Origin of the sequence: Streptomyces sp. NPDC058534, assembly GCF_042717365.1 — a bacterium.
Classification (GTDB): domain Bacteria; phylum Actinomycetota; class Actinomycetes; order Streptomycetales; family Streptomycetaceae; genus Streptomyces.
The window spans coordinates 32,657-51,717 of record NZ_JBHXNW010000066.1; the positions used below are offsets into that span (position 1 = coordinate 32,657).

Below are 19,061 nucleotides of genomic sequence, written 5' to 3' on the forward strand. Positions count from 1 at the left end.
CCAAGGCTGCCGTCTCGCGCACTGTATCCGGTCGCTCGGGGCGGCCTTCGTGCCTGCCCTGCCGGGTTGCCCGGAGCGCGACGACGCTTTCGGGCAACCCGACTTCAGGCTCTAGAAGAAGCCAAGTTTCCGAGGGCTGTAAGAACAAAGAAGGTTCTTCGTCTGCTGGTAGTGCTCCAGCATCATCTTGTGGTTCTCCCGGCCGATGCCCGACTGCTTGTACCCGCCGAAGGCGGCGTGCGCCGGGTACGCGTGGTAGCAGTTGGTCCACACGCGTCCCGCCTGGATCGCGCGTCCCGCGCGGTAGGCGGTGTTCATGTCGCGGGTCCACACCCCGGCGCCGAGGCCGTACAGCGTGTCGTTGGCGGTCCTGATCGCGTCGTCGAAGTCGTCGAAGGACGTGACCGACACGACCGGGCCGAAGATCTCCTCCTGGAAGATCCGCATGCGGTTGTGGCCCTCGAAGATGGTCGGCTGGACGTAGTAGCCGCCCTTCAGCTCGCCGTCGTGCTCGATGCGCTCGCCGCCGGTCAGTACCTTCGCGCCCTCCTGCCGGCCGACGTCCAGGTAGGACAGGATCTTCTCCAACTGGTCGTTGGACGCCTGCGCGCCGATCATCGTGTCGGTGTCCAGCGGGTGGCCCGGCTTGATCAACTCGGTGCGGGCGACGGCGGCCTCCATGAACTCGGCGTAGTTGCCGCGCTGGACCAGGGCCCGGGACGGGCAGGTGCAGACCTCGCCCTGGTTGAGCGCGAACATCGTGAAGCCCTCGAGCGCCTTGTCGCGGAAGTCGTCGTCCCGCGCCCAGACGTCGTCGAAGAAGATGTTCGGCGACTTGCCGCCCAGCTCCAGCGTGACCGGCTTGATGTTCTCCGAGGCGTACTGCATGATCAGCCGCCCGGTGGTGGTCTCCCCGGTGAACGCCACCTTCGCCACCCGCGGGCTGGACGCGAGCGGTTTGCCCGCCTCCACGCCGAAGCCGTTGACGACGTTCAGGACACCGGGCGGCAGCAGGTCCGCGACCAGGCTCAGCCAGTAGTGGATCGACGCCGGGGTCTGCTCGGCGGGCTTCAGCACCACCGCGTTCCCGGCCGCGAGTGCGGGGGCGAGCTTCCAGGCCGCCATCAGGATCGGGAAGTTCCACGGGATGATCTGGGCGACGACACCGAGTGGCTCGTGGAAGTGGTACGCCACCGTGTCGTCGTCGACCTCGCTGAGCGAGCCCTCCTGGGCGCGGACCGATCCCGCGAAGTAGCGGAAGTGGTCGATGGCCAGCGGGATGTCGGCTGCCAGCGTCTCGCGCACCGGTTTGCCGTTCTCCCAGCTCTCGGCGACCGCCAGACGCTCCAGGTTCGCCTCCATGCGGTCGGCGATCTTCAGCAGGATGTCGGCACGCTCGGTCACCGAGGTACGGCCCCAGCCCGGGGCGGCCTCGTGTGCGGCGTCGAGCGCCCGCTCCACGTCCTCCGCCGTTCCCCGCGCGATCTCCGTGAACGGCTGACCGTTCACCGGGGACGGGTTCTCGAAGTACTGCCCGCGGGCCGGAGGCACGTACTCGCCGCCGATGAAGTGGTCGTAGCGCGACTGGTAGGAGACGATCGCGCCCTCGGTGCCGGGCGCCGTGTAACGGGTCATCCTGAATGCCTCCTCGTCGAGCGCTGCCCGCCGTTGGACAGCTCTGCGCGTGAGGCTAGGCAGCGGGACGTTGCAGACACGTTGCGTGGGCGACGGTCACTCCGGAGCTCGCCGGTCGCCTCTCCCCGGCCGTCTCTCACTGACCGGCCGTCACCAGGGGGCCGACGGTCACCACGGGGCGACGGTCACCACGGGCCCGGCGCCGTCAGTTCGGACTCCAGCGCGGCGAGTCGGGACCGAGTCGCCGCCGTGGGCCGGACCGTGGCGAGCGCGCGCCAGACGTCGAGATCGTCCTCCCCCCACGGTGCGTGCGCCCAGTCGGCCAGCAGGTCGGGATCACGGCGGGCGATCAGTGCGGCCCGCAGCCCGTCGGCGAGGCGGCGCCGGAGCCGTACCACCGCCGGCGCCTGTGACCCGGGCAGCAGCGGACCGGCGTACGCCGTCGCGGCCCCTGTGACGGCACCCGCCCGCAGGCGACGCTCGACAACGGTGGCGTCGGACTCCACGGTCATCGTGAGCCGGTACGGCCGGGACGCCAGCCGGCCGGGCCCCACGATGCCGCGCAGCCGGGCCAGCTCGGCCCGCAGAGTCACCGGCGGCACCGTCTCGTCCTCGTACAGCGCGCACAGCAACTCGTCGCCGGTCAGGCCCTCCGGATGCTGGGCCAGCAGCACGACGATCTCGCTGTGCCGTCGGCTCAGCCGGACCCTGCGACCGTCCGCGCTCAGCAGGGCCTCGTCACGGCCCAGCGCGGTCAGCTCGGCGGCCTCGCCCCGGGGTGTCTCCGGGGTCAGGAGCGCCAGCTGTGACTCTGCGGCACGCGCCACCGCCTGTACGAAGCCCAGGCTGTGCGGGTGCGCCAGTCCGTCGCCGCCGGTGATGTCCACGGCGCCCAGCACCCGCCCGGTGCGCGGATCGTGTACCGGAGCCGCTGCGCACGTCCACGGCTGCACCCGGCGTATGAAGTGCTCCGCGGTGAAGACCTGGACCGGACGGCCGACCGCCATCGCCGTGCCCGGCGCGTTCGTCCCGACCGCGGACTCCGCCCACCGGGCACCCGGTACGAAGTTCATCCGTCCCGCTCGGCGTCGAGTGGCCGGATGCCCCTCCACCCAGAGCAGTCTGCCGTGCGCGTCGCACACGGCGAGCAGGTGTTCGCCGTCGGCGGCGAAGGTGCCCAGGAGCTCCCGGACCAGCGGCATCACGCGCGCCAGCGGATGCTCGGCACGGTAGGCACCGAGGTCGCCGTCCATCAGTTCCACGCTCGCCGTGCCGTCCGGCCCCACCCCCGCCCGGACCGACCGCCGCCAGGACTCCGCCACCACGGCGCGCACGGGTCGCGACACCGTGCCCGCCGCGGTGAACGTTTCGTGCGCGCGGCGCAGTGTCCGGGCACGTTCGGCGGGGTCGGCCCCCGGTTCCAGAGCGAGCCATGAATCAGTCAACTCGGCCTCCCCGGACAGTGATGGGATGGGAGACATCGTCACTCCGCCGATACGCGCGGACAACCTCTTCGACCAGCCGGATCACCGCGATGTGGGATCCGCCGAGGGTCAGGCGAGGTTGACCAGTCTGATGTAGCGGGTCCAGTCCCAGTAGGGCCCCGGGTCCGTGTGGTCGCTGCCGGGAACCTCGTGGTGCGCGATGATGTGTGTGCGGTCCATGGGGATGCCGTAGGTGGTGCAGATCGCCGCGGTGAGCCGGGCCGACTGCTCGTACATCGCGTCCGTGAAGTACGTCGGCTGGTCCACCCACCCCTCGTGTTCGATGCCGATGCTGCGGGTGTTGTAGTCCCAGTTGCCCGCGTGCCAGGCGATGTCCACCTCACGGACACACTGCGCCACGTGTCCGTCGGCGGACCGGACGACGTAGTGCGCGGACACCTGGCTTTCGGGGTCGCGGAAGATGGAGAGGGTGTCGGCGTACGTTTCCTGCGTGACGTGAATGACCACGTAGTCGACGGGATAGGCCGTGGGCCGGCTGGACCGGCTGTAGTTGGACGTCGTCGCGGGCTGCCACTCGGCGGAGGGGTAGTCGACCGCCCGGGGCCGTGCGGCGGCCGGCGTACCGGAGAGCAGGGCGAACGGGACGGTGGCGAGCGCGGCGCCCATCAGAATCCGCCGCCTGGTCGGAACCGGAGCTGTCCTTTCCCTGTCCATGGGACTGCCCTTTCGTCGGTGGGCCCGTGGGGCCCGGTGGGGGGAGTGGGTGCTCAGCTGTTCGGTCTTGCTGAGGAGAAGTCCGGCCTTGCCGAGGAGAACAAAGCCGACGGTCCGTCCACCCTGCCTGCGGGCTGCGTCCGCGCAATCACCGTACGGGGGACGGGGATTGCGCAGAAGAACGCCGCGCCGTTCCGTGGACGGCCACCGCCTTGTGGACATCGCGCTCACTCGATCGAGTGAAAGAGGTGCGTGAGTGGACCCCTCGCAGAGCCCCTGAACGGCTCAGGCGCGCTCCGCCACCACCGCCGGGTCGTCCATGACCGCCCGCACCACCGAGTGCGCCGCGCCGAGCAGCGGCCCATCCGGGCCCAGGTCCGACACCGACACCGGGCAGGCCGGGCCCGCCGTGCGCCGGGCCAGTTCGTCGCGCAACGACGGCAGCAGCCAGGGTGCGAGGCCGGCCAGGGCGCCGCCCAGCACCACGCTCTCGGGGTCCAGCAGGTTGACCGCGCCGGTCAGCGCGATGCCGAGCGCCGTGCCCGCCTCGCGCAGGGCGCGCCGTACGTCCTCGTCGCCCTCCGCGGCCCGTCCGGCGAGCAGCCCGACGCGGTTCTCGCCCGGCTCCACGCCGGCGGCGCGCAGCACCGCCTTCTCACCCGCGTACTGCTCCAGGCACCCGCGCCCGCCGCAGGGGCACTCAGGTCCGTCGGGCCGGACCGGCACATGACCCAGCTCGCCCGCGAATCCGCGCGTACCGCGCAGCAGCCGTCCGTCGAAGACCACACCCGCGCCGATGCCGATCTCGGCCGAGACGTGCAGGAAGTCCCGGGGCGTCCCGTCGCCGAGCCAGAGTTCCGCGAGCGCCCCGAAGTTGGCCTCGTTGTCCACGGTCAGCGGCAGGTCCGCGGGCAGCAGCGCGCCGAGGTCGGCGTCGTGCCAGTCCAGGTTCGGGGCGCGTACGACGGTGCGGCCGTCGCGCGCCACGAGACCCGGCACGGCCACCGCGAGCCCGGCCGGCCACAGCCCTTCGGTCTCCGCCTCCGCGACGACCTGCCGCACCAGAGCGGTGAGCCGCTCGACCACCGGCTCCAGCGAGCTGTCCCGGTTGCTGCCGTACCGCACGGCACGTGAGCGCACCCGGCCGCGCAGGTCGACCGCGCAGACCGCGAGATGGTCGACGCCGACCTCGGCGCCGATGCCCGCCGGGCCCCGCGCGCTGACGGCGAGCGCCGATCCGGGCCGCCCCACCCGGCCCGGACGCTCGGGGCCCAGCTCTTCCAGCAGGCCCGACCGGATGAGTTCGTCGACGAGGGTCGAGACCGCCGCGCGTGTCAGCCCGATCCGTGAGGCGACGGCGGCCCGGGACAGCGGGCCCTCCGCGCTGACGGTGTGCATCACCCGGGCGAGATTCCGGCGGCGCATCCCCTGCTGGGTGTCCAGAAGCGTGCGCCCGGGCCGGGCCGGTTCGGCTTCGTGCGGCGGTGCGGTCATGCCTGGGTCATTCCTCGGTCGGTCGTCGCCCGGGTCACCGCGTCCTCAGCGGGAATCCGTGGACCGCTCCAGCAGCGGTGCCGCGTCGGAGAGTACCCCGGTGATCCTCGCCAGCGTCGCCTCGTCCCGCTCCACGGCGTCGAGCACCGGTCCGGCCGCCGTGTTCCAGCGCCGGGCGACCGCGGCGGCGTCCTCGCCGGTCAGCAGGCCGGCGGCCTGTGCCGCGGCACCGAGGGCGACCAGTTCCTTCGCCTCGGGGATCTGGACGGGACGCCCCGACAGCCGCCGTACCGTCTCCTGCCAGGCGCCCCCACGCGCCCCGCCGCCGATCAGGAGCAGTGGGGCGGACGGGTCGGCGTCGGCGTCGAGCACCAGGTCGAGGGCGTTGAGCAGCGAGTGGACGGCGCCGTCGTACGCGGACTGGAGAAGCTGGCCGGCGGTCGTGTCGTGCCGCAGTCCGTACAGGAGGCCGGAGGAGTGCGGGAGGTTCGGGGTGCGCTCGCCGTCCAGGAAGGGCAGGAGCATGGCCTCGGTGCCGGGTTCGACGGCCTCCCGGTCCAGGCCCAGCAGGGTCGCGACACGGTCGACGGCGAGCGTGCAGTTCAGGGTGCAGGCGAGCGGCAGCCAGTCGCCGCGCGCGTCGGCGAAACCCGCCACCGTGCCGGTCGGGTCGGCGGGGCGCCGCTGCGACACGGCGTACACGGTGCCGGACGTGCCTAGGCTCATCACCGGCACACCGGGACGGAGTCCGAGTCCCAGAGCGGCGGCCGCGTTGTCGCCGGTGCCGGCGGCGACCAGGGTGCCCTTGGTGAACGGCAGGCCGTGGCCGTCGCGCACGGTGCCGGCCACCTCGCCGGGCCGGACCACCCGGGGCAGCAGTGCCGGATCGAGTCCCACGCGCGCGAGGACGTCCTCGTCGTACGCCTCCGTGCCGGACGCCCACCAGCCGGTGCCGGACGCGTCGCCCCGGTCGGTGGTCCCCTCGCCGGTGAGTCGCTCGGTGAGGTAGTCGTGCGGGAGGCGTACGGCCTTCGCCGCGCGGGCCGCGTCCGGCTCGTGTTCGGCCAGCCAGGCCCACTTGGTGACCGTGAAGGACGCGCTGGGCACGCTGCCCGTACGTTCCGCCCAGGACTTGGGCCCGCCCAGCTCCTCGATCAGACGCCGTGCCTGCGGGGCGGAGCGCACGTCGTTCCACAACAGCGCCGGGCGCACCGGCTCGCCCTGGGCGTCCAGTGTGACGAGTCCGTGCTGCTGCCCGCCGATCGACACCGCGGCGGCCTCGCGGGCGGCGTCGCCGCACTGCCGCAGCGCCTCGCCCAGCGCGTCCCACCACTGGCGCGGATCGCTCTCGCGGCCGGCTCCGGAGGACACGGTGTGGGGGGCCTGGCCGCTCGCGACGACCCGGCCGGTGGCCGCATCGACCACCAGCGCCTTCGTGGACTGGGTGGATGTGTCCACGCCGACGACAAGCGGACCCTCGGCTGCTGACATCGGTCTACTCCCTCTTCCCGGACTTCACTGCTTCGGGCACACCTTGTCCCTTCCCAGGACCGTGTGCATACTAATTTGTAAAGCGCCATGACGAAATAGTCGGCCGTGAGTGATCGGCAGCGAGTGAGGAGCCACGGAATGAACTACCAGCCCACTCCCGAGGACAGGTTCACGTTCGGTTTGTGGACGGTCGGCTGGCAGGGCCGTGATCCGTTCGGCGACGCCACCCGGCGGGCCCTGGATCCGGCGGAATCGGTGCGGCGTCTGGCCGAGCTGGGCGCACACGGCGTCACGTTCCACGACGACGACCTGATCCCGTTCGGATCGAGCGACTCGGAGCGGGAGGCGCACGTCAAGCGCTTCCGGCAGGCCCTGGACGCCACCGGCATGAAGGTGCCGATGGCGACGACGAACCTGTTCACGCACCCGGTGTTCAAGGACGGCGCCTTCACGGCGAACGACCGGGACGTGCGCCGGTACGCACTGCGCAAGACGATCCGCAACATCGACCTCGCGGTCGAGCTGGGCGCGAGCGTGTACGTCGCCTGGGGCGGCCGGGAGGGCGCGGAGTCCGGTGCGGCCAAGGACGTGCGGGACGCTCTCGACCGGATGAAGGAGGCCTTCGACCTGCTGGGCGAGTACGTCACCGAGCAGGGCTACGACCTGAGGTTCGCGATCGAACCGAAGCCGAACGAGCCGCGCGGCGACATTCTGCTGCCGACCGTGGGGCACGCGCTGGCGTTCATCGAGCGCCTTGAGCGGCCGGAGCTGTACGGCGTGAACCCGGAGGTCGGCCACGAGCAGATGGCGGGCCTGAACTTCCCGCACGGGATCGCGCAGGCGTTGTGGGCGGGCAAGCTGTTCCACATCGACCTCAACGGCCAGTCCGGCATCAAGTACGACCAGGACCTGCGGTTCGGCGCGGGGGACCTGCGGGCGGCGTTCTGGCTCGTCGACCTGCTGGAGCGGGCCGGATACGCGGGTCCGCGGCACTTCGACTTCAAGCCGCCCCGGACCGAGGACCTCGACGGCGTGTGGGCGTCCGCGGCCGGCTGCATGCGCAACTACCTGATCCTCAAGGACCGCGCGGCCTCCTTCCGCGCCGATCCGCAGGTGCGGGAGGCCCTGGCCGCGGCCCGCCTGGACGAGCTGGCCCGCCCGACCGCCGAGGACGGCCTGGCGGCACTGCTGGCCGACCCGACCGCGTACGACACCTTCGACGTGGATGCGGCCGCCGCGCGCGGTATGGCGTTCGAGCACCTCGACCAGCTCGCTATGGATCACCTCCTCGGCGCCCGCTGAGCCACCACAGGGGGCCCGTCGGGGATTCCGCTGAGGAGCCCCGTTGGGGACTGGTCGGCTCCGGCTCCTTCCTTGCGCCGGAAGGAGCCGGAGCCTTCGCGCGGGGAGCGCCCCGTCCCCGACGCCGTGACCGGCGCGGGGCCGGGACGTCAGGGTTGGTCCACCGCCCCCACGCCGTGACCGGCGCGGGGCCGGGGCGTCAGGGTTCGTCCACCGCCCCCGGGGCGGCCGAGGCCAGTGCCGTCGCCGGGTCCTGGACCGGTCCGCCCGCGGGCACCCAGCGACCGCGCTCCTTGCGGTACGGCCACCAACGGCCGTCGTGGTCCAGGCGGAGCTGCCGCGGTTGGCCGACGACGGTCCACCGGTTGGCCCGCGCCCGCAACGACGGTCGTTCTTCGTCCTCCCAGGCCGACTCCAGTGCGGCACGCGCGCGTGCGAGCGCGTCGCCCTCCGGTGTCCACTCCTCCTCGAGCACGGACAGGGCGGTCCCACCGCCGAGCCGCCACGCCCGTACGGCGACGGCCAGCGCCTCCGGGGTGCGCCCCGAACCCCCGCCGAGGCGGTTCAGCACGTCGGGTCCGGGCTCGCCCACCGCCAGTCGCACCGCGTCCTGCACCGCCGTCGCCTCCCTGCCCGCGGCCTGCGCCTCCTGCCCGCCGCGCAGGGCTTCGGCGAGCAGGCGGTGCGCGTCCGCGGCCGCTCGGGAGGCCAGGTGGGCCACGGCGGACGGATCGACGCCGTACGGGGGTGCCGTGTCGGTGTCCAGGGACGCCGGCACACCAGGGCCGTCCCCGAGTTCGGGCGGCGGCGGCAGTGGAGGCAGTAGGTGCCCCGCCGCGTACGCCTCGCCGGCGTCCACACCCTCCCTGCGGGACGCGGACTCCCGCGCGGGTGGGCTGCCTTGCGCCTGGAGTGCTTCGAGCAGGGCGCCCTCCGCGCGGCCTCGCATCAGCAGCAGGACGAACGGGTCCTGGTCCAGCAGCCTGGCCACCTGGTAGCAGAGGGCGGCGGTGTGCCCGCAGTGGTCCCAGGCACCGCAGTCGCACTCCGGCTCCAAGTCGCCCATGCCGGGCAGCAGATCGATGCCGGCGGTCGCGGCGTCCTCCACGAGGTGCGGGGGCATGTCCCGGTCCAGCAGTGCCGCGACATGCCCGGACCTTTCGATCGCCATGTCGACAAAACGATCCCACTGTGTGTCGGACAGCTGCTCCAGCAGGACGTCGGCCCGATGTGCCGTGCGATCCCGGTCCTGGACGACGGCCGTGATGCGCCCGGGCCGCACCGACACGGCGCCGACCGCTCCCGCGCGTGCGAGACGGCGGCCCGACTTCACCTGGGCCGCGTCCATGGCCGCGTCCTCCAGCGCCTTCAGCCAGGCCAGGCCCCACCAGGTCTGGGCGAAGCCCCGTCCGTGCGCGGGCGGCAGCGCGGCGAACGTCCGTTCCGTGCCTTCGTCGTACCCGGTCATCGCGTACCCCCTCGCAGTTCCACCAGGTCGGCCAGTTGCGCGTCCGTCAGCTCCGTGAATGCCGCCTCGCCCGTACCCAGTACCGCGTCGGCGAGTTCCCGCTTGCGGTGCAGCAGGGTGGCGATGCGGTCCTCGATCGTCCCTTCGGCGACCAGCCGGTGCACCTGCACGGGGCGGGTCTGGCCGATGCGGTAGGCACGGTCGGTGGCCTGCGCCTCGACAGCCGGATTCCACCAGCGGTCGTAGTGCACGACGTGCTCCGCGCGCGTGAGGTTCAGCCCGGTGCCCGCCGCCTTCAGTGACAGCAGGAAGACCGGCACCTCCCCTTTCTGGAACCGGCGGACCAACGACTCGCGTGCCGTGACGGACGTGCCGCCGTGCAGGAACAGCGACGCCACGCCGCGAGCGGCCAGGTGCCGTTCGAGAAGGCGGGCCATCTGCACGTACTGCGTGAAGACCAGCACGCTCGCCTCTTCGGCGAGGATCGTGTCGAGCAGCTCGTCGAGCAGTTCCAGCTTCCCCGAGCGGCCCCCGATCCTCGGCCGGTCCTCCTTGAGGAACTGCGCCGGGTGGTTGCAGATCTGCTTGAGGCTCGTCAGCAGTTTCACGATCATGCCGCGTCGCGCCATGCTGTCGGCCCCGGCGATCTCCGCGAGCGCCTCGCGCACCACCGCCTCGTACAGGCCCGTCTGTTCCGCCGTCAGCGACACGGGACGGTCGGTCTCGGTCTTCGGCGGCAGCTCCGGTGCGATCCCCGGATCCGACTTGCGGCGTCGCAGCAGGAAGGGCCGTACGAGCCGGGCCAGCCGCTCCGCCGCGGCAGGGTCCTCGCCGCTCTCGACGGCCTGGGCGTATTGACGGCGGAAGGTGCCGAGCCGGCCCAGCAGGCCCGGGGTGGCCCAGTCGAGGATGGCCCACAACTCCGAGAGGTTGTTTTCCACCGGAGTGCCGGTGAGCGCCACACGCGCGCGTGCGCCGAGGGAGCGCAGTTGGCGCGCGGTCTCCGAGTACGGGTTCTTCACGTGCTGGGCCTCGTCCGCCACGACCATGCCCCACGGCACGGCGGAGAGCCGTTCGGTGTCCATGCGCATGGTCCCGTAGGTGGTCAGCACGAACTCGCCGTCCGCGAGACCGTCCAGGTCACGTCGGGTGCCGTGGAAGCGGCGTACGGGCGTGCCGGGCGCGAACCGCTCGATCTCCCGCTGCCAGTTGCCCATCAGGGAGGTCGGGCAGACCACCAGGGTGGGCCCGGCGGCGGCCGGGTCGGTCTGCCGGTGCAGATGCAGGGCGATCAGCGTGATGGTCTTGCCGAGGCCCATGTCGTCGGCGAGGCAGCAGCCGAGGCCCAGCGACGTCATGCGGACCAGCCAGTTGAGCCCTCTCCGCTGGTAGTCGCGCAGCGTGGCGTCGAGCGCGGCGGGTTGCGGGACTGCCTCCTGCGCCTCGGGGTCGGCCAGCCGCTCCCGCAGCGCCGCCAGCCATCCCGTGGGGCGTACCTCGACGCGGTGTCCGTCGACGTCCGTCGAGCCGGTCAGAACGGCCGCGAGCGCGTCCACCGGCGCGACCTTGTGGTCCTGCCGGGCGCGGGCGCGGTGGACCTCGGCGGGGTCGACCAGCACCCACTGGTCGCGCAGGCGCACGAGCGGCCGGCCGGCCTCGGCGAGCAGGTCCAGCTCCTCGTGCGTGAGGTTCATTTCGCCCAGGGCGAACGTCCAGTTGAAGGCGAGCAGCGCGTCGGCGGACAGCAGCGAAGGGCCGCCCTCGGCGGCGGCCGTAAGGGGTGCCCGCTCGTCCGGCGGTCCGACCTCCGCGCGTGCTGTCAGATCGCGGGCCAGCTCCCTCGGCCAGTGCACGTCGACTCCCGCGCCCGCGAGTGCGCGGGACCCCGTGCCGAGCAACTCGGTCACGTCTTCGTCCGAGAGCTCGACGGCGTCCGGTACGGCGGCCGACAGCAGTGGTGTGAGCGCCGGCCAGGCCCGTGCCGCACGGCGCAGGGCGAGCAGGGCGTCCATACGCGCGCGCGTGCCGAACGCCTCGCCCACGGTGCCGGCCCACACGTCGGCGGTGTCGGCGACGAGCGCGGGGTCGCTGACGCTGTGCACCTGGAGCACCGCCCGGAACGCCGGCCGGTCCTCCGCGGGATCGGCGGCCGACAGGCCCCGCACCTCGACGCGCAAGGACAGCCGTACACCCGCGTCGTGTCCCGCGGCGACATCGGCGGCCCACTCGCGCAGTTCGGGCATCCGCCGCGGTTCCCGCGAGGCGTAGGCGGGCCCGGCCGTCACCAGTGCGGCGGCGGGAGAGCGGGGCAGCGTGTCCGATACGGCGTCCAGGAAGGCGCGGACCAGCCGTTCCGGGTCGGGAAGCCGCAGCGGTTCGGTGTCGTCGACCGGGACCGCGTGCGCCTCGGGCGGCATGGCGGCGGCGAGATGGCGGACCCGCTCGGTCTCCTCCGCGCCCAGTGGGCCGGCCCGCCAGGCATCGTGGTCGGCCGTGGACAGGCCGGGCAGCAGCAGCCCGCGCGCGACCAGGTGCAGTGCCTCGACGGCGACCGCGCCCCAGAACACCGACGACCTGTGGGCGTGCGCGGAGGTACGCGCGTGCGTGAGGACCGGCAGAGCCGCCTGCAGCGGCAACACCACTGCGGGCACGCTCACCCGTCCCACACCGTCGCCGTCGGGCAGGACGACGGTCAGGTCCTCGGCGGTCGGGTTCTCCCGGCCGCCCGGCGGGGCGCTTCCGGGCGCGGCGCCGTCGGGCCGCCAGAACGCCACGGCGCCGGTGCGGCCGGGTTCACCGGGCAGGAAGACAGCACAGCAGCCGACGAGTGCGGAGATCTCGGAAGGGGTTTCCGGGAGAGCGGTCTGCACGGTGATGATGTATTCCTCAAATTTGACTAGTCAGTATGCGGCGGCCGACTGTACACCACTCCTGAGGTCACGGGGTGTGGATGTGCTGTGGCATGGGTCACTATTCAAGTGGAGAGGTGTTCTCTCCGGATGGACGGATGGACGGATGGACGGATGGATGCGCCGACGAGCGGGCGGATGCGCCGACGGGTCTCTCAGGGGTTGTAGGGGTCCGGACTCAGGGACGTCTCAGGGTCGCGGTACGGAACCGCCGGGAGCGCGGGCCCGTTTTCAGGACAGAGAGCGGCAGTGGCCGCGAAGGAGGCGACACCATGTCGAAGAACGCCAAGGTCGCAGCAGGGGGTGTGGCGGTCGGGCTCATCCTGCTGATCTGGCTGCCCTGGTGGGCCGCCCTGCTGATAGTTCTGGGAGTCCCGGCCGCCGCTTACCTCACCCTGGACCCCTCCCAGCGGCGCAGGCTGCGCCGGACCACGCGCAAGGAGATAGGGCGTTGACGCGCCGGCGCCGCTTCGTGCCCGGCTAGCGCAAGGGGCAGGAGTCGATCACGTCGCCGTCCGCGGGCTCGCCGACCGTGTGGTCCGCGGGCGGTGGCGTACCCCGCTCCACCCACGCGGTCAGGGCGTCGAAGGCCGACCGGAAGCACGGCAGGATCGGCCGCAGCCGGTCGGGATACGTGTCGTACAGCCCGTCGACATGAGTCCCGCCCCGGACCGTGTAGTAGCGGTGCAGCACGCCTCGTCCGCGCGCGTCGATCATGCGCGCGTACACGTCGGAGTCGGCGGCCTTGGGCAGCAGCGCGTCCAGATCGCCGTGCAGCGTGATCAACGGCTTCCCGATGCGTCCGGTCAGTGCCACCCGGGCCACCGCGCGATGGACGGAGGCAGGACGTGCCGTGTAGTCATAGGCGGCGTCGGAGGCGCATGGCGCGAGAATCTCTTCCAAGGAGGAGCCTGCCGTGGGGCCCGGGCAGCGTGGGTCGTACGCCGGATCGAACTCGGCCCGGTAGATCTTCTGCGTCACGCCCCAGTAGGCGTTCTCGTGGTACGGCCACAGAAACTCGGAGTCACGGGCGAACCCGGCCGCGTACAGGTCCTCGTCCCGGGCCGCGCCCAGCGTCCGGGCGACCGCGGTCGGCAGCGAGGTGAGCAGGCTGGGCCCGTCCGCCGTCCACAAGGCCCCCTCCCAGTCCACGCCGCCGTCGTAGAGCCCGGGGTGGTTCTCCAACTGCCAGCGGGTGAGATAGCCGCCGTTGGAGACGCCGGTGATGTACGTGCGACGTGGCGCGTGGCCGTAGCGCTGGGCCGCCACCCGCCGGGCGGCCCGGGTCAGCTGGGTGGTGCGCGTGTTCCATTCGGCGACCGCGTCTCCGGGACGGACGCCGTCCCTGTAGAAGTCGGTTCCGCTGTTCCCCTTGTCGGTGGCGGCGTACGCGTACCCCTGCGCGAGGACCCGGTCGGAGATCGCCTTGTCCGTGGCGTACTGCTTGCGGTTCCCGGGCGCTCCCGTCACGACCAGGCCACCGTTCCAGCGGTCCGGCAGCCGGATCACGAACTGCGCGTCGTGCCGCCAGCCGTGCGTCGTGTTGAAGCGAGAGGAGTCCGGGAAGTACCCGTCGACCTGGATGCCCGGAACGCCCGACGGTGTCCGGGTGCCGGCGGCCGTCAGTCCGGCCTGGTCGGCCAGGTCGGTGTACCGGGTGCCCGCCAGCCCGGTGGTGGTCAGATCGTCCAGGCAGGCGCCACGCTGCAGGGCCGCGCCCGGCACCCGCACGCGTTCCAGCCGGGCACAGTGCCCTCCCGCCTCCGCCGCGGCGGAGGCCGAGGGAGCCGGTCCGGTGAGCGTGACGGCCGTCAGGACGGCGGCGAGGAACGGGACACCACGGGGCAGACGCATCAGGGCCTCCGGACGCGACGGGGGAGTGAGGTCGAGGGCTGCCCCATCGTGCGGGCCCGCCACGACCCCTTCCATGGGCTGGAGCCACATGGGGAGGAGGCCGGTCATGGAGGTTGAAGACAGTCGGTACCCCGGTGCCCCTGGTCAGCTCGGACGTACGGCCATCTTGTCGAGGGCCTCCAGGAGGCCGGGCAGTGACGGCCCCCGGCCCACCGGCAGGACCTCACCGGGTTCCTCGTCGAGCAGGATGAAGGCGATGTCGTCGGTTCGGGCGACGAGCGACCAGCCGGGGCCGTCGGCCCGCAGCGTCCGCGCGTCCCCCGGCGCGAACGACGACCGGACCCGTCCGAGCGGCGGGGGCGTGTCGACGTAGGAGCGGGCCTCCGCGAGCACCCTCCGGACACCGCCGTGCCCCGAGGCCGCCGCGTCGTCCTCGCCGTCCGCGGTGCCGGTCGAGACCGGCGCGTCGTCGCGCGTGCCCGCGCTGGTACTGGCGCCGGCCTCCATGTCGCGGGAAGGGGCGTCGGAAGAGTCGCCGGACGGGGCGTCGCCCACCGGCCCGTCGCCGCCGCCCGTCACGCCACCACCCGCCGCCGGGAACTCCGCGTCGTCGATCTGCTCCCGCCACTGTGCCCACTGCATGGCGATCTCGTCGGCCCCCAGACGCCGCTGGGCGGGCCCCCACACCGTGGTGTCCGGCGGGCACAGCGCGGGCTGGTCGGCGGACTCGGGCCCGGGGTCGTGCGGCGCGGGTACGCCGGGCGCCGCCACGGCGACCGCCAGGGGCCAGCCGGGCAGTGCCGCGACGACCGTGCGCTCGTCCGGCGACAGGTCGTACTCCATGCCGCAGTCCCAGGACGCCACGGCCACGGCCACCAGCGACACGTCATCGACGACGACGGTCCACCGGGCACCGTCACCGTCCTGGCCGAGCACCAGTCCGTAGCCGTCGGCCAGCGGCGGGAGACCGAGCGCGGCGCACGCCTCCGGGTAGTCGTCGCCCAGCACACTCGGAAACTTCGCCGGCGTCAGCAACACCGCCGTGAGCACATAGAGCGCATCGTCCGCGGCGGCGACGGCGTCCTCATCCGTCCCGGCCATCCCAGCCTCCCCATCGGTTCGTCCAATGGCGCGCACCCTAGTGCGCCCGGGAATGCCTTGTCACGACTCCCAGACGCACCCGAGCTGCAGTTTTCCGGCTGGACGGGGGCGAATCGACCACGCGCCACGGGGATCCGACGGTCAGGTCGTGGGCAGCCCCAGGAGCGCGCGGGCGACGTCCCGCGGCCACTGGTCGCGCTCCCGCGCGAGCGCGACCACGGCGCGGCACGCCAGCTCGTTCACCCCGAACGACAGAGCCTCCGGCGACACCCACCCCGACGCCTCGTCGATCCGGTCCTGGTCGTCGTCCGCACACGCGGAGACGTACGCGGCCGCGGCCTCGAACAGATTGTGCGACCTCGGTACCCCTCCCGCTTTACCCTCCGTGCGCCGGGCGGCGCGAGATCTGTCCCAAGCCTCGCGGATCCTGCTGAACAAGCGGACCACCCTCTCCTGCCGATCACCATGGCCGATCGTGCATCTCCTGCTACTCAACGTAGAGTTGAAGCCTCGACGGCAGAAGGGGACGGCCACGGTGAAGCGCTTCCAACGGCTGGCGGAGATCCGGCGCATGGACCCCCACGAGGACGCCTCCGAGATCTACCGGCTGTCCTCGGCCTACGAGTTCCCTTGGGACTTCACCCGTGCCCTGGAGCTGGCCCTCTTCCGCACCTATGCCGTGCCGAGCATCGGCCGGCTGCTGGCCGAGACGGCGGAGTTCACCGACCGGACGCAGAAGCGGTACGACGACACGGCGCTGCTTCTCGACGCCGTCGTCGAGCACGGTTTCGGCAGCGAGCAGGGCCGCACGGCCATCCGGCGCATCAACCGGATGCACCGCGGCTACGACATCGGCAACGACGACATGAGGTACGTCCTGTGCACGTTCGTCGTGACTCCCAAACGCTGGATCGACGCCTACGCATGGCGCAGGATGTCGCGGCACGAGACCGTCGCCTCCGCCGTCCACTACCGCACGCTGGGACGGCACATGGGAATCCAGGACATCCCCGGGTCCTACGAGGAGTTCGAAGACTGCCTCGACGCTTACGAGGCAGCCCACTTCGCCTGGGACGAGAGCGCCCGCCGGGTGTCCGACGCCACCCTCGACCTCATGGCCTCCTGGTATCCGCGCCCCCTCGCGCCTCTCCTGCGCGCCGGGACACTCGCCCTGCTCGACGAGCCCCTTCTGCGCGCCTTCCGGTACACCCCGCCGAGCCCCACCACGCGTGCGATCGCGCGCCGCGCGGTGCGGCTGCGCGGGCGCGCCGTCCGGCTGATGCCCCCGAGGAGCGCCCCGCACCACGCCCGGCAGAACCGGGAGATCAAGGGCTACCCGACGGGCTACCGGCTGACCGAGCTGGGCACCCGCCCGGTCCCCGGCGTGCGGGGCTGCCCGGTCCGCCACATCGACACGTCGCCCGCCGAGTGAGCCGATCGTCCCGCTCAGCGAGCTGAGGCCGGCCCGGGAGGCTCCGGAGGCCGCGGGCGTGCGTGGCGACCGTCAGCTCTCGCGCACGGCCAGGGCCAGGAAGCGGTCGTCCTCGTCGACGTACGACGTCATGCGCCATCCCGAACCGGCCAGCAACGGCCGCAGGTTGGCCTGTGCACGCAGGTCGTCCGGCGTGATCCGCCGCCCCTGCCGTGCCGCGAGCGCCGCCCGGCCGATCGGATGGAACAGTGCCAGCACGCCGCCGGGACGCACGACGCGCGCCAGTTCCCGCAGGTTCCCGCCGGGCTGGGGGAGGTGCGCGATGAGGCCCGCCGCGAACACGGCGTCGAGCGACCGCGAGCGCAACGGCAGCGCGGCGGCATCGGTCAGCAGCAACCGTCCGTCACGGTCCCTCCCGGCCCGTAGGGCGGCCTGGAGCATGGCAGGTGTCAGATCGGCCCCGAGGACCAGCCCCGACGGCCCCACGGCCGCCCGCAACGGCGGCAGGGCACGTCCGGTGCCGCAGCCCGCGTCGAGCGCCCTGTCACCCTCCCGCAACCCCAGCTCGGCCACCGCGGCCGCGTAGGCGGGCCCGTCGTCGGGGAACCGGCTGTCCCACTCGGCCGCGCGGGCGCCGAAGAACTCCTGGACATGCGTGTGGTCGTCGCTCATGGTCCGCATGATTCCCCAAACGCGCGGAGGATGCCGAGGTGCACACGTTCGAGCGTGACGCGATCGTTCCAGCGCTTCTCCGTGTCAGATAGCAACACCTTTCGAAATGCGCCCCCGCTGTGCGCCCTTCCCGGTACTAACGTCCCGGGGTCATGGGACACCTGGACCACGCCGCCCTCGGCTGGCTGACCCCGGTGCTGTCGTACGCGATGGCCTGCACCGGCGCGGCCCTCGGACTGCGCTGCACCGTGCGCGCCCTCGCCACCACCGGGCGCTCGCGCCGCAACTGGCTGCTGACGGCGGCCTCGGCCATCGGCACGGGCATCTGGACGATGCACTTCGTCGCCATGCTCGGCTTCCGGGTCAGCGGCACCGACATCCGCTACGACGTGCCGCTCACCCTCGCCAGCCTGCTCGTAGCGATGATCGTCGTCTGCGCCGGCGTCTTCGCGGTCGGCTACGGACGCGGCCGCGCGCGGGCACTCCTGCTCGGCGGCCTCACCACGGGGATCGGCGTCGCGAGCATGCACTATCTGGGCATGGCGGCCGTGCGCCTGCACGGAGCCGTGAGCTACGACCCGGTGCGCGTCGGACTCTCCGTCCTCATCGCCGTCGCCGCGGCCACCGCGGCGCTGTGGGCCGCGCTCAACAGCAGGTCGCCCCTCGCGGTCACCCTCGCCTCGCTGATCATGGGGGCGGCGGTGAGCAGCATGCACTACACCGGCATGTTCGCGGTGAGCGTGCGGGTCACCCCCTCGGGGGAGGCGCTCCCCGGGGCCACGGCGATGCAGTTCATCTTCCCCCTCGCCGTCGGCCTCGGGTCCTACCTCTTTCTGACCTCGGCCTTCGTCGCGCTGTCACCGACGGCGGGGGAACGCGACGCGTCCGCCGCGGCCCGCCGGCCCGTAGGCAGCACCGCCCGGTGACGGCGGATCCGCGCCAACGGCCCCGTGACCACGCCCCGACCCCCGTCCCGAGCGAGGAGGCCATGCGTACACCCCGTACGACCCCCGCAAACGGCGCCGACACGCCGTCCCAGCGACCCGCGCGCGGACGTCGCGCGCACGCCGGACCGCCGGCCGACGAGGGCCCGGCGGAGCCCACGGGTGAGGCACCCGAACCGGCCGCCACGCGCGCGTGGCGCGGGCGCGTCCAGCCCCGCACCGTGCGCGCCAGGATCGTCTGCCTGCTGATGGTGCCCGTCGTCTCCCTGCTGGCCCTGTGGGCTTACGCAACCGTCACCACCGCCCAGGACATCTCCCGGCTGCGGCAGGTGCAGCGCGTGGACGCCGGTGTCCGGGCGCCCGTCAGCGCCGCCGTGGCCGCCCTTCAGGCCGAGCGGCTGGCGGCCGTGCGCCACGCCACCGACCCGTCGGCGGTGCCGGGCGCCGACTACCGGGAACTGTCCGAGCGCACCGACCGCGCGGTGGAGAAGCTGCGGCGGGGGGGGGGCGCGCCCCCGGCCCGGCAGGCGGGGTCGCCCCGGCGCACGGCGGCTCTGGGGGGCGCGTGCGCGAGGGGGAGGCGCTGACGGGGCGAGCGCG

The 19,061-nt window shown here is 72.8% G+C and carries 15 protein-coding genes and 1 pseudogene; 5 read left to right on the top strand and 11 right to left on the bottom strand.

The window, feature by feature from the left end:
* Positions 1 to 111: 111 nt before the first annotated feature.
* From ACFWR9_RS31655 to xylB, 5 genes are all read right to left on the bottom strand, one after another.
* Positions 112 to 1,635, bottom strand: a complete 1,524-nt coding sequence (locus ACFWR9_RS31655) for an aldehyde dehydrogenase family protein (protein WP_383847985.1) — start codon at positions 1,633 to 1,635, stop codon at positions 112 to 114.
* A gap of 185 nt (positions 1,636 to 1,820) precedes the next feature.
* Positions 1,821 to 3,080 (bottom strand): GAF domain-containing protein, encoded by a 1,260-nt coding sequence (locus ACFWR9_RS31660; protein ID WP_383847987.1) that lies wholly within the window; start codon positions 3,078 to 3,080, stop codon positions 1,821 to 1,823.
* A gap of 108 nt (positions 3,081 to 3,188) precedes the next feature.
* Positions 3,189 to 3,794, bottom strand: a complete 606-nt coding sequence (locus tag ACFWR9_RS31665; protein ID WP_383847990.1) for an N-acetylmuramoyl-L-alanine amidase — start codon at positions 3,792 to 3,794, stop codon at positions 3,189 to 3,191.
* 285 nt (positions 3,795 to 4,079) lie between these two features.
* Entirely contained in the window at positions 4,080 to 5,288 is a 1,209-nt protein-coding gene (locus ACFWR9_RS31670; protein WP_383847992.1) for an ROK family protein, read from the bottom strand.
* Between the two features lie 45 nt (positions 5,289 to 5,333).
* On the bottom strand, positions 5,334 to 6,779 hold the full coding sequence (xylB, locus tag ACFWR9_RS31675; protein WP_383847994.1) for a xylulokinase: 1,446 nt from the start codon (positions 6,777 to 6,779) through the stop codon (positions 5,334 to 5,336).
* Positions 6,780 to 6,917: 138 nt separating this feature from the next.
* Here xylB and xylA point away from each other — a divergent pair, with 138 nt between their 5' ends.
* Complete coding sequence (gene xylA, locus ACFWR9_RS31680; RefSeq protein WP_307010040.1) at positions 6,918 to 8,081, top strand: xylose isomerase; 1,164 nt, start codon at positions 6,918 to 6,920, stop codon at positions 8,079 to 8,081.
* 199 nt (positions 8,082 to 8,280) lie between these two features.
* Here xylA and ACFWR9_RS31685 read toward each other — a convergent pair whose 3' ends face one another.
* Together ACFWR9_RS31685 and ACFWR9_RS31690 are read right to left on the bottom strand one after the other, a co-directional pair.
* Positions 8,281 to 9,549: an SWF or SNF family helicase gene (locus ACFWR9_RS31685; RefSeq protein ID WP_383847997.1), complete on the bottom strand. Its 1,269-nt coding sequence runs from the start codon at positions 9,547 to 9,549 to the stop codon at positions 8,281 to 8,283.
* Positions 9,546 to 12,419 carry a DEAD/DEAH box helicase gene (locus tag ACFWR9_RS31690; RefSeq protein ID WP_383848000.1) on the bottom strand — a complete coding sequence of 958 codons (2,874 nt, stop codon included), beginning with the start codon at positions 12,417 to 12,419 and terminating at the stop codon, positions 9,546 to 9,548. Before ACFWR9_RS31690 ends, ACFWR9_RS31685 begins: the two co-directional genes overlap by 4 nt.
* Before the next feature lie 311 nt (positions 12,420 to 12,730).
* On the opposite strand from ACFWR9_RS31690, the gene ACFWR9_RS31695 reads away from it, so the two are divergent.
* Positions 12,731 to 12,913: a hypothetical protein gene (locus ACFWR9_RS31695; protein WP_383848002.1), complete on the top strand. Its 183-nt coding sequence runs from the start codon at positions 12,731 to 12,733 to the stop codon at positions 12,911 to 12,913.
* A 25-nt stretch (positions 12,914 to 12,938) separates the two neighbouring features.
* Here ACFWR9_RS31695 and ACFWR9_RS31700 read toward each other — a convergent pair whose 3' ends face one another.
* From ACFWR9_RS31700 to ACFWR9_RS31710, 3 genes are all read right to left on the bottom strand, one after another.
* Positions 12,939 to 14,312 (bottom strand): tannase/feruloyl esterase family alpha/beta hydrolase, encoded by a 1,374-nt coding sequence (locus tag ACFWR9_RS31700; protein WP_383848019.1) that lies wholly within the window; start codon positions 14,310 to 14,312, stop codon positions 12,939 to 12,941.
* Positions 14,313 to 14,456: 144 nt separating this feature from the next.
* Entirely contained in the window at positions 14,457 to 15,413 is a 957-nt protein-coding gene (locus ACFWR9_RS31705; RefSeq protein WP_383848005.1) for a hypothetical protein, read from the bottom strand.
* A gap of 141 nt (positions 15,414 to 15,554) precedes the next feature.
* Positions 15,555 to 15,851: a hypothetical protein gene (locus ACFWR9_RS31710; protein ID WP_383848007.1), complete on the bottom strand. Its 297-nt coding sequence runs from the start codon at positions 15,849 to 15,851 to the stop codon at positions 15,555 to 15,557.
* 97 nt (positions 15,852 to 15,948) lie between these two features.
* On the opposite strand from ACFWR9_RS31710, the gene ACFWR9_RS31715 reads away from it, so the two are divergent.
* Positions 15,949 to 16,845 (top strand): oxygenase MpaB family protein, encoded by an 897-nt coding sequence (locus ACFWR9_RS31715; protein ID WP_383848011.1) that lies wholly within the window; start codon positions 15,949 to 15,951, stop codon positions 16,843 to 16,845.
* Between the two features lie 72 nt (positions 16,846 to 16,917).
* Here ACFWR9_RS31715 and ACFWR9_RS31720 read toward each other — a convergent pair whose 3' ends face one another.
* A complete protein-coding gene (locus ACFWR9_RS31720; protein ID WP_383848013.1) occupies positions 16,918 to 17,517 on the bottom strand; it encodes a class I SAM-dependent methyltransferase in 600 nt (199 codons plus the stop codon).
* 152 nt (positions 17,518 to 17,669) lie between these two features.
* On the opposite strand from ACFWR9_RS31720, the gene ACFWR9_RS31725 reads away from it, so the two are divergent.
* A complete protein-coding gene (locus tag ACFWR9_RS31725) occupies positions 17,670 to 18,443 on the top strand; it encodes an MHYT domain-containing protein (protein ID WP_383848016.1) in 774 nt (257 codons plus the stop codon).
* 62 nt (positions 18,444 to 18,505) lie between these two features.
* Positions 18,506 to 18,964: pseudogene (locus ACFWR9_RS31730) on the top strand (ATPase); the annotation flags it as partial.
* Positions 18,965 to 19,061: the final 97 nt, after the last annotated feature.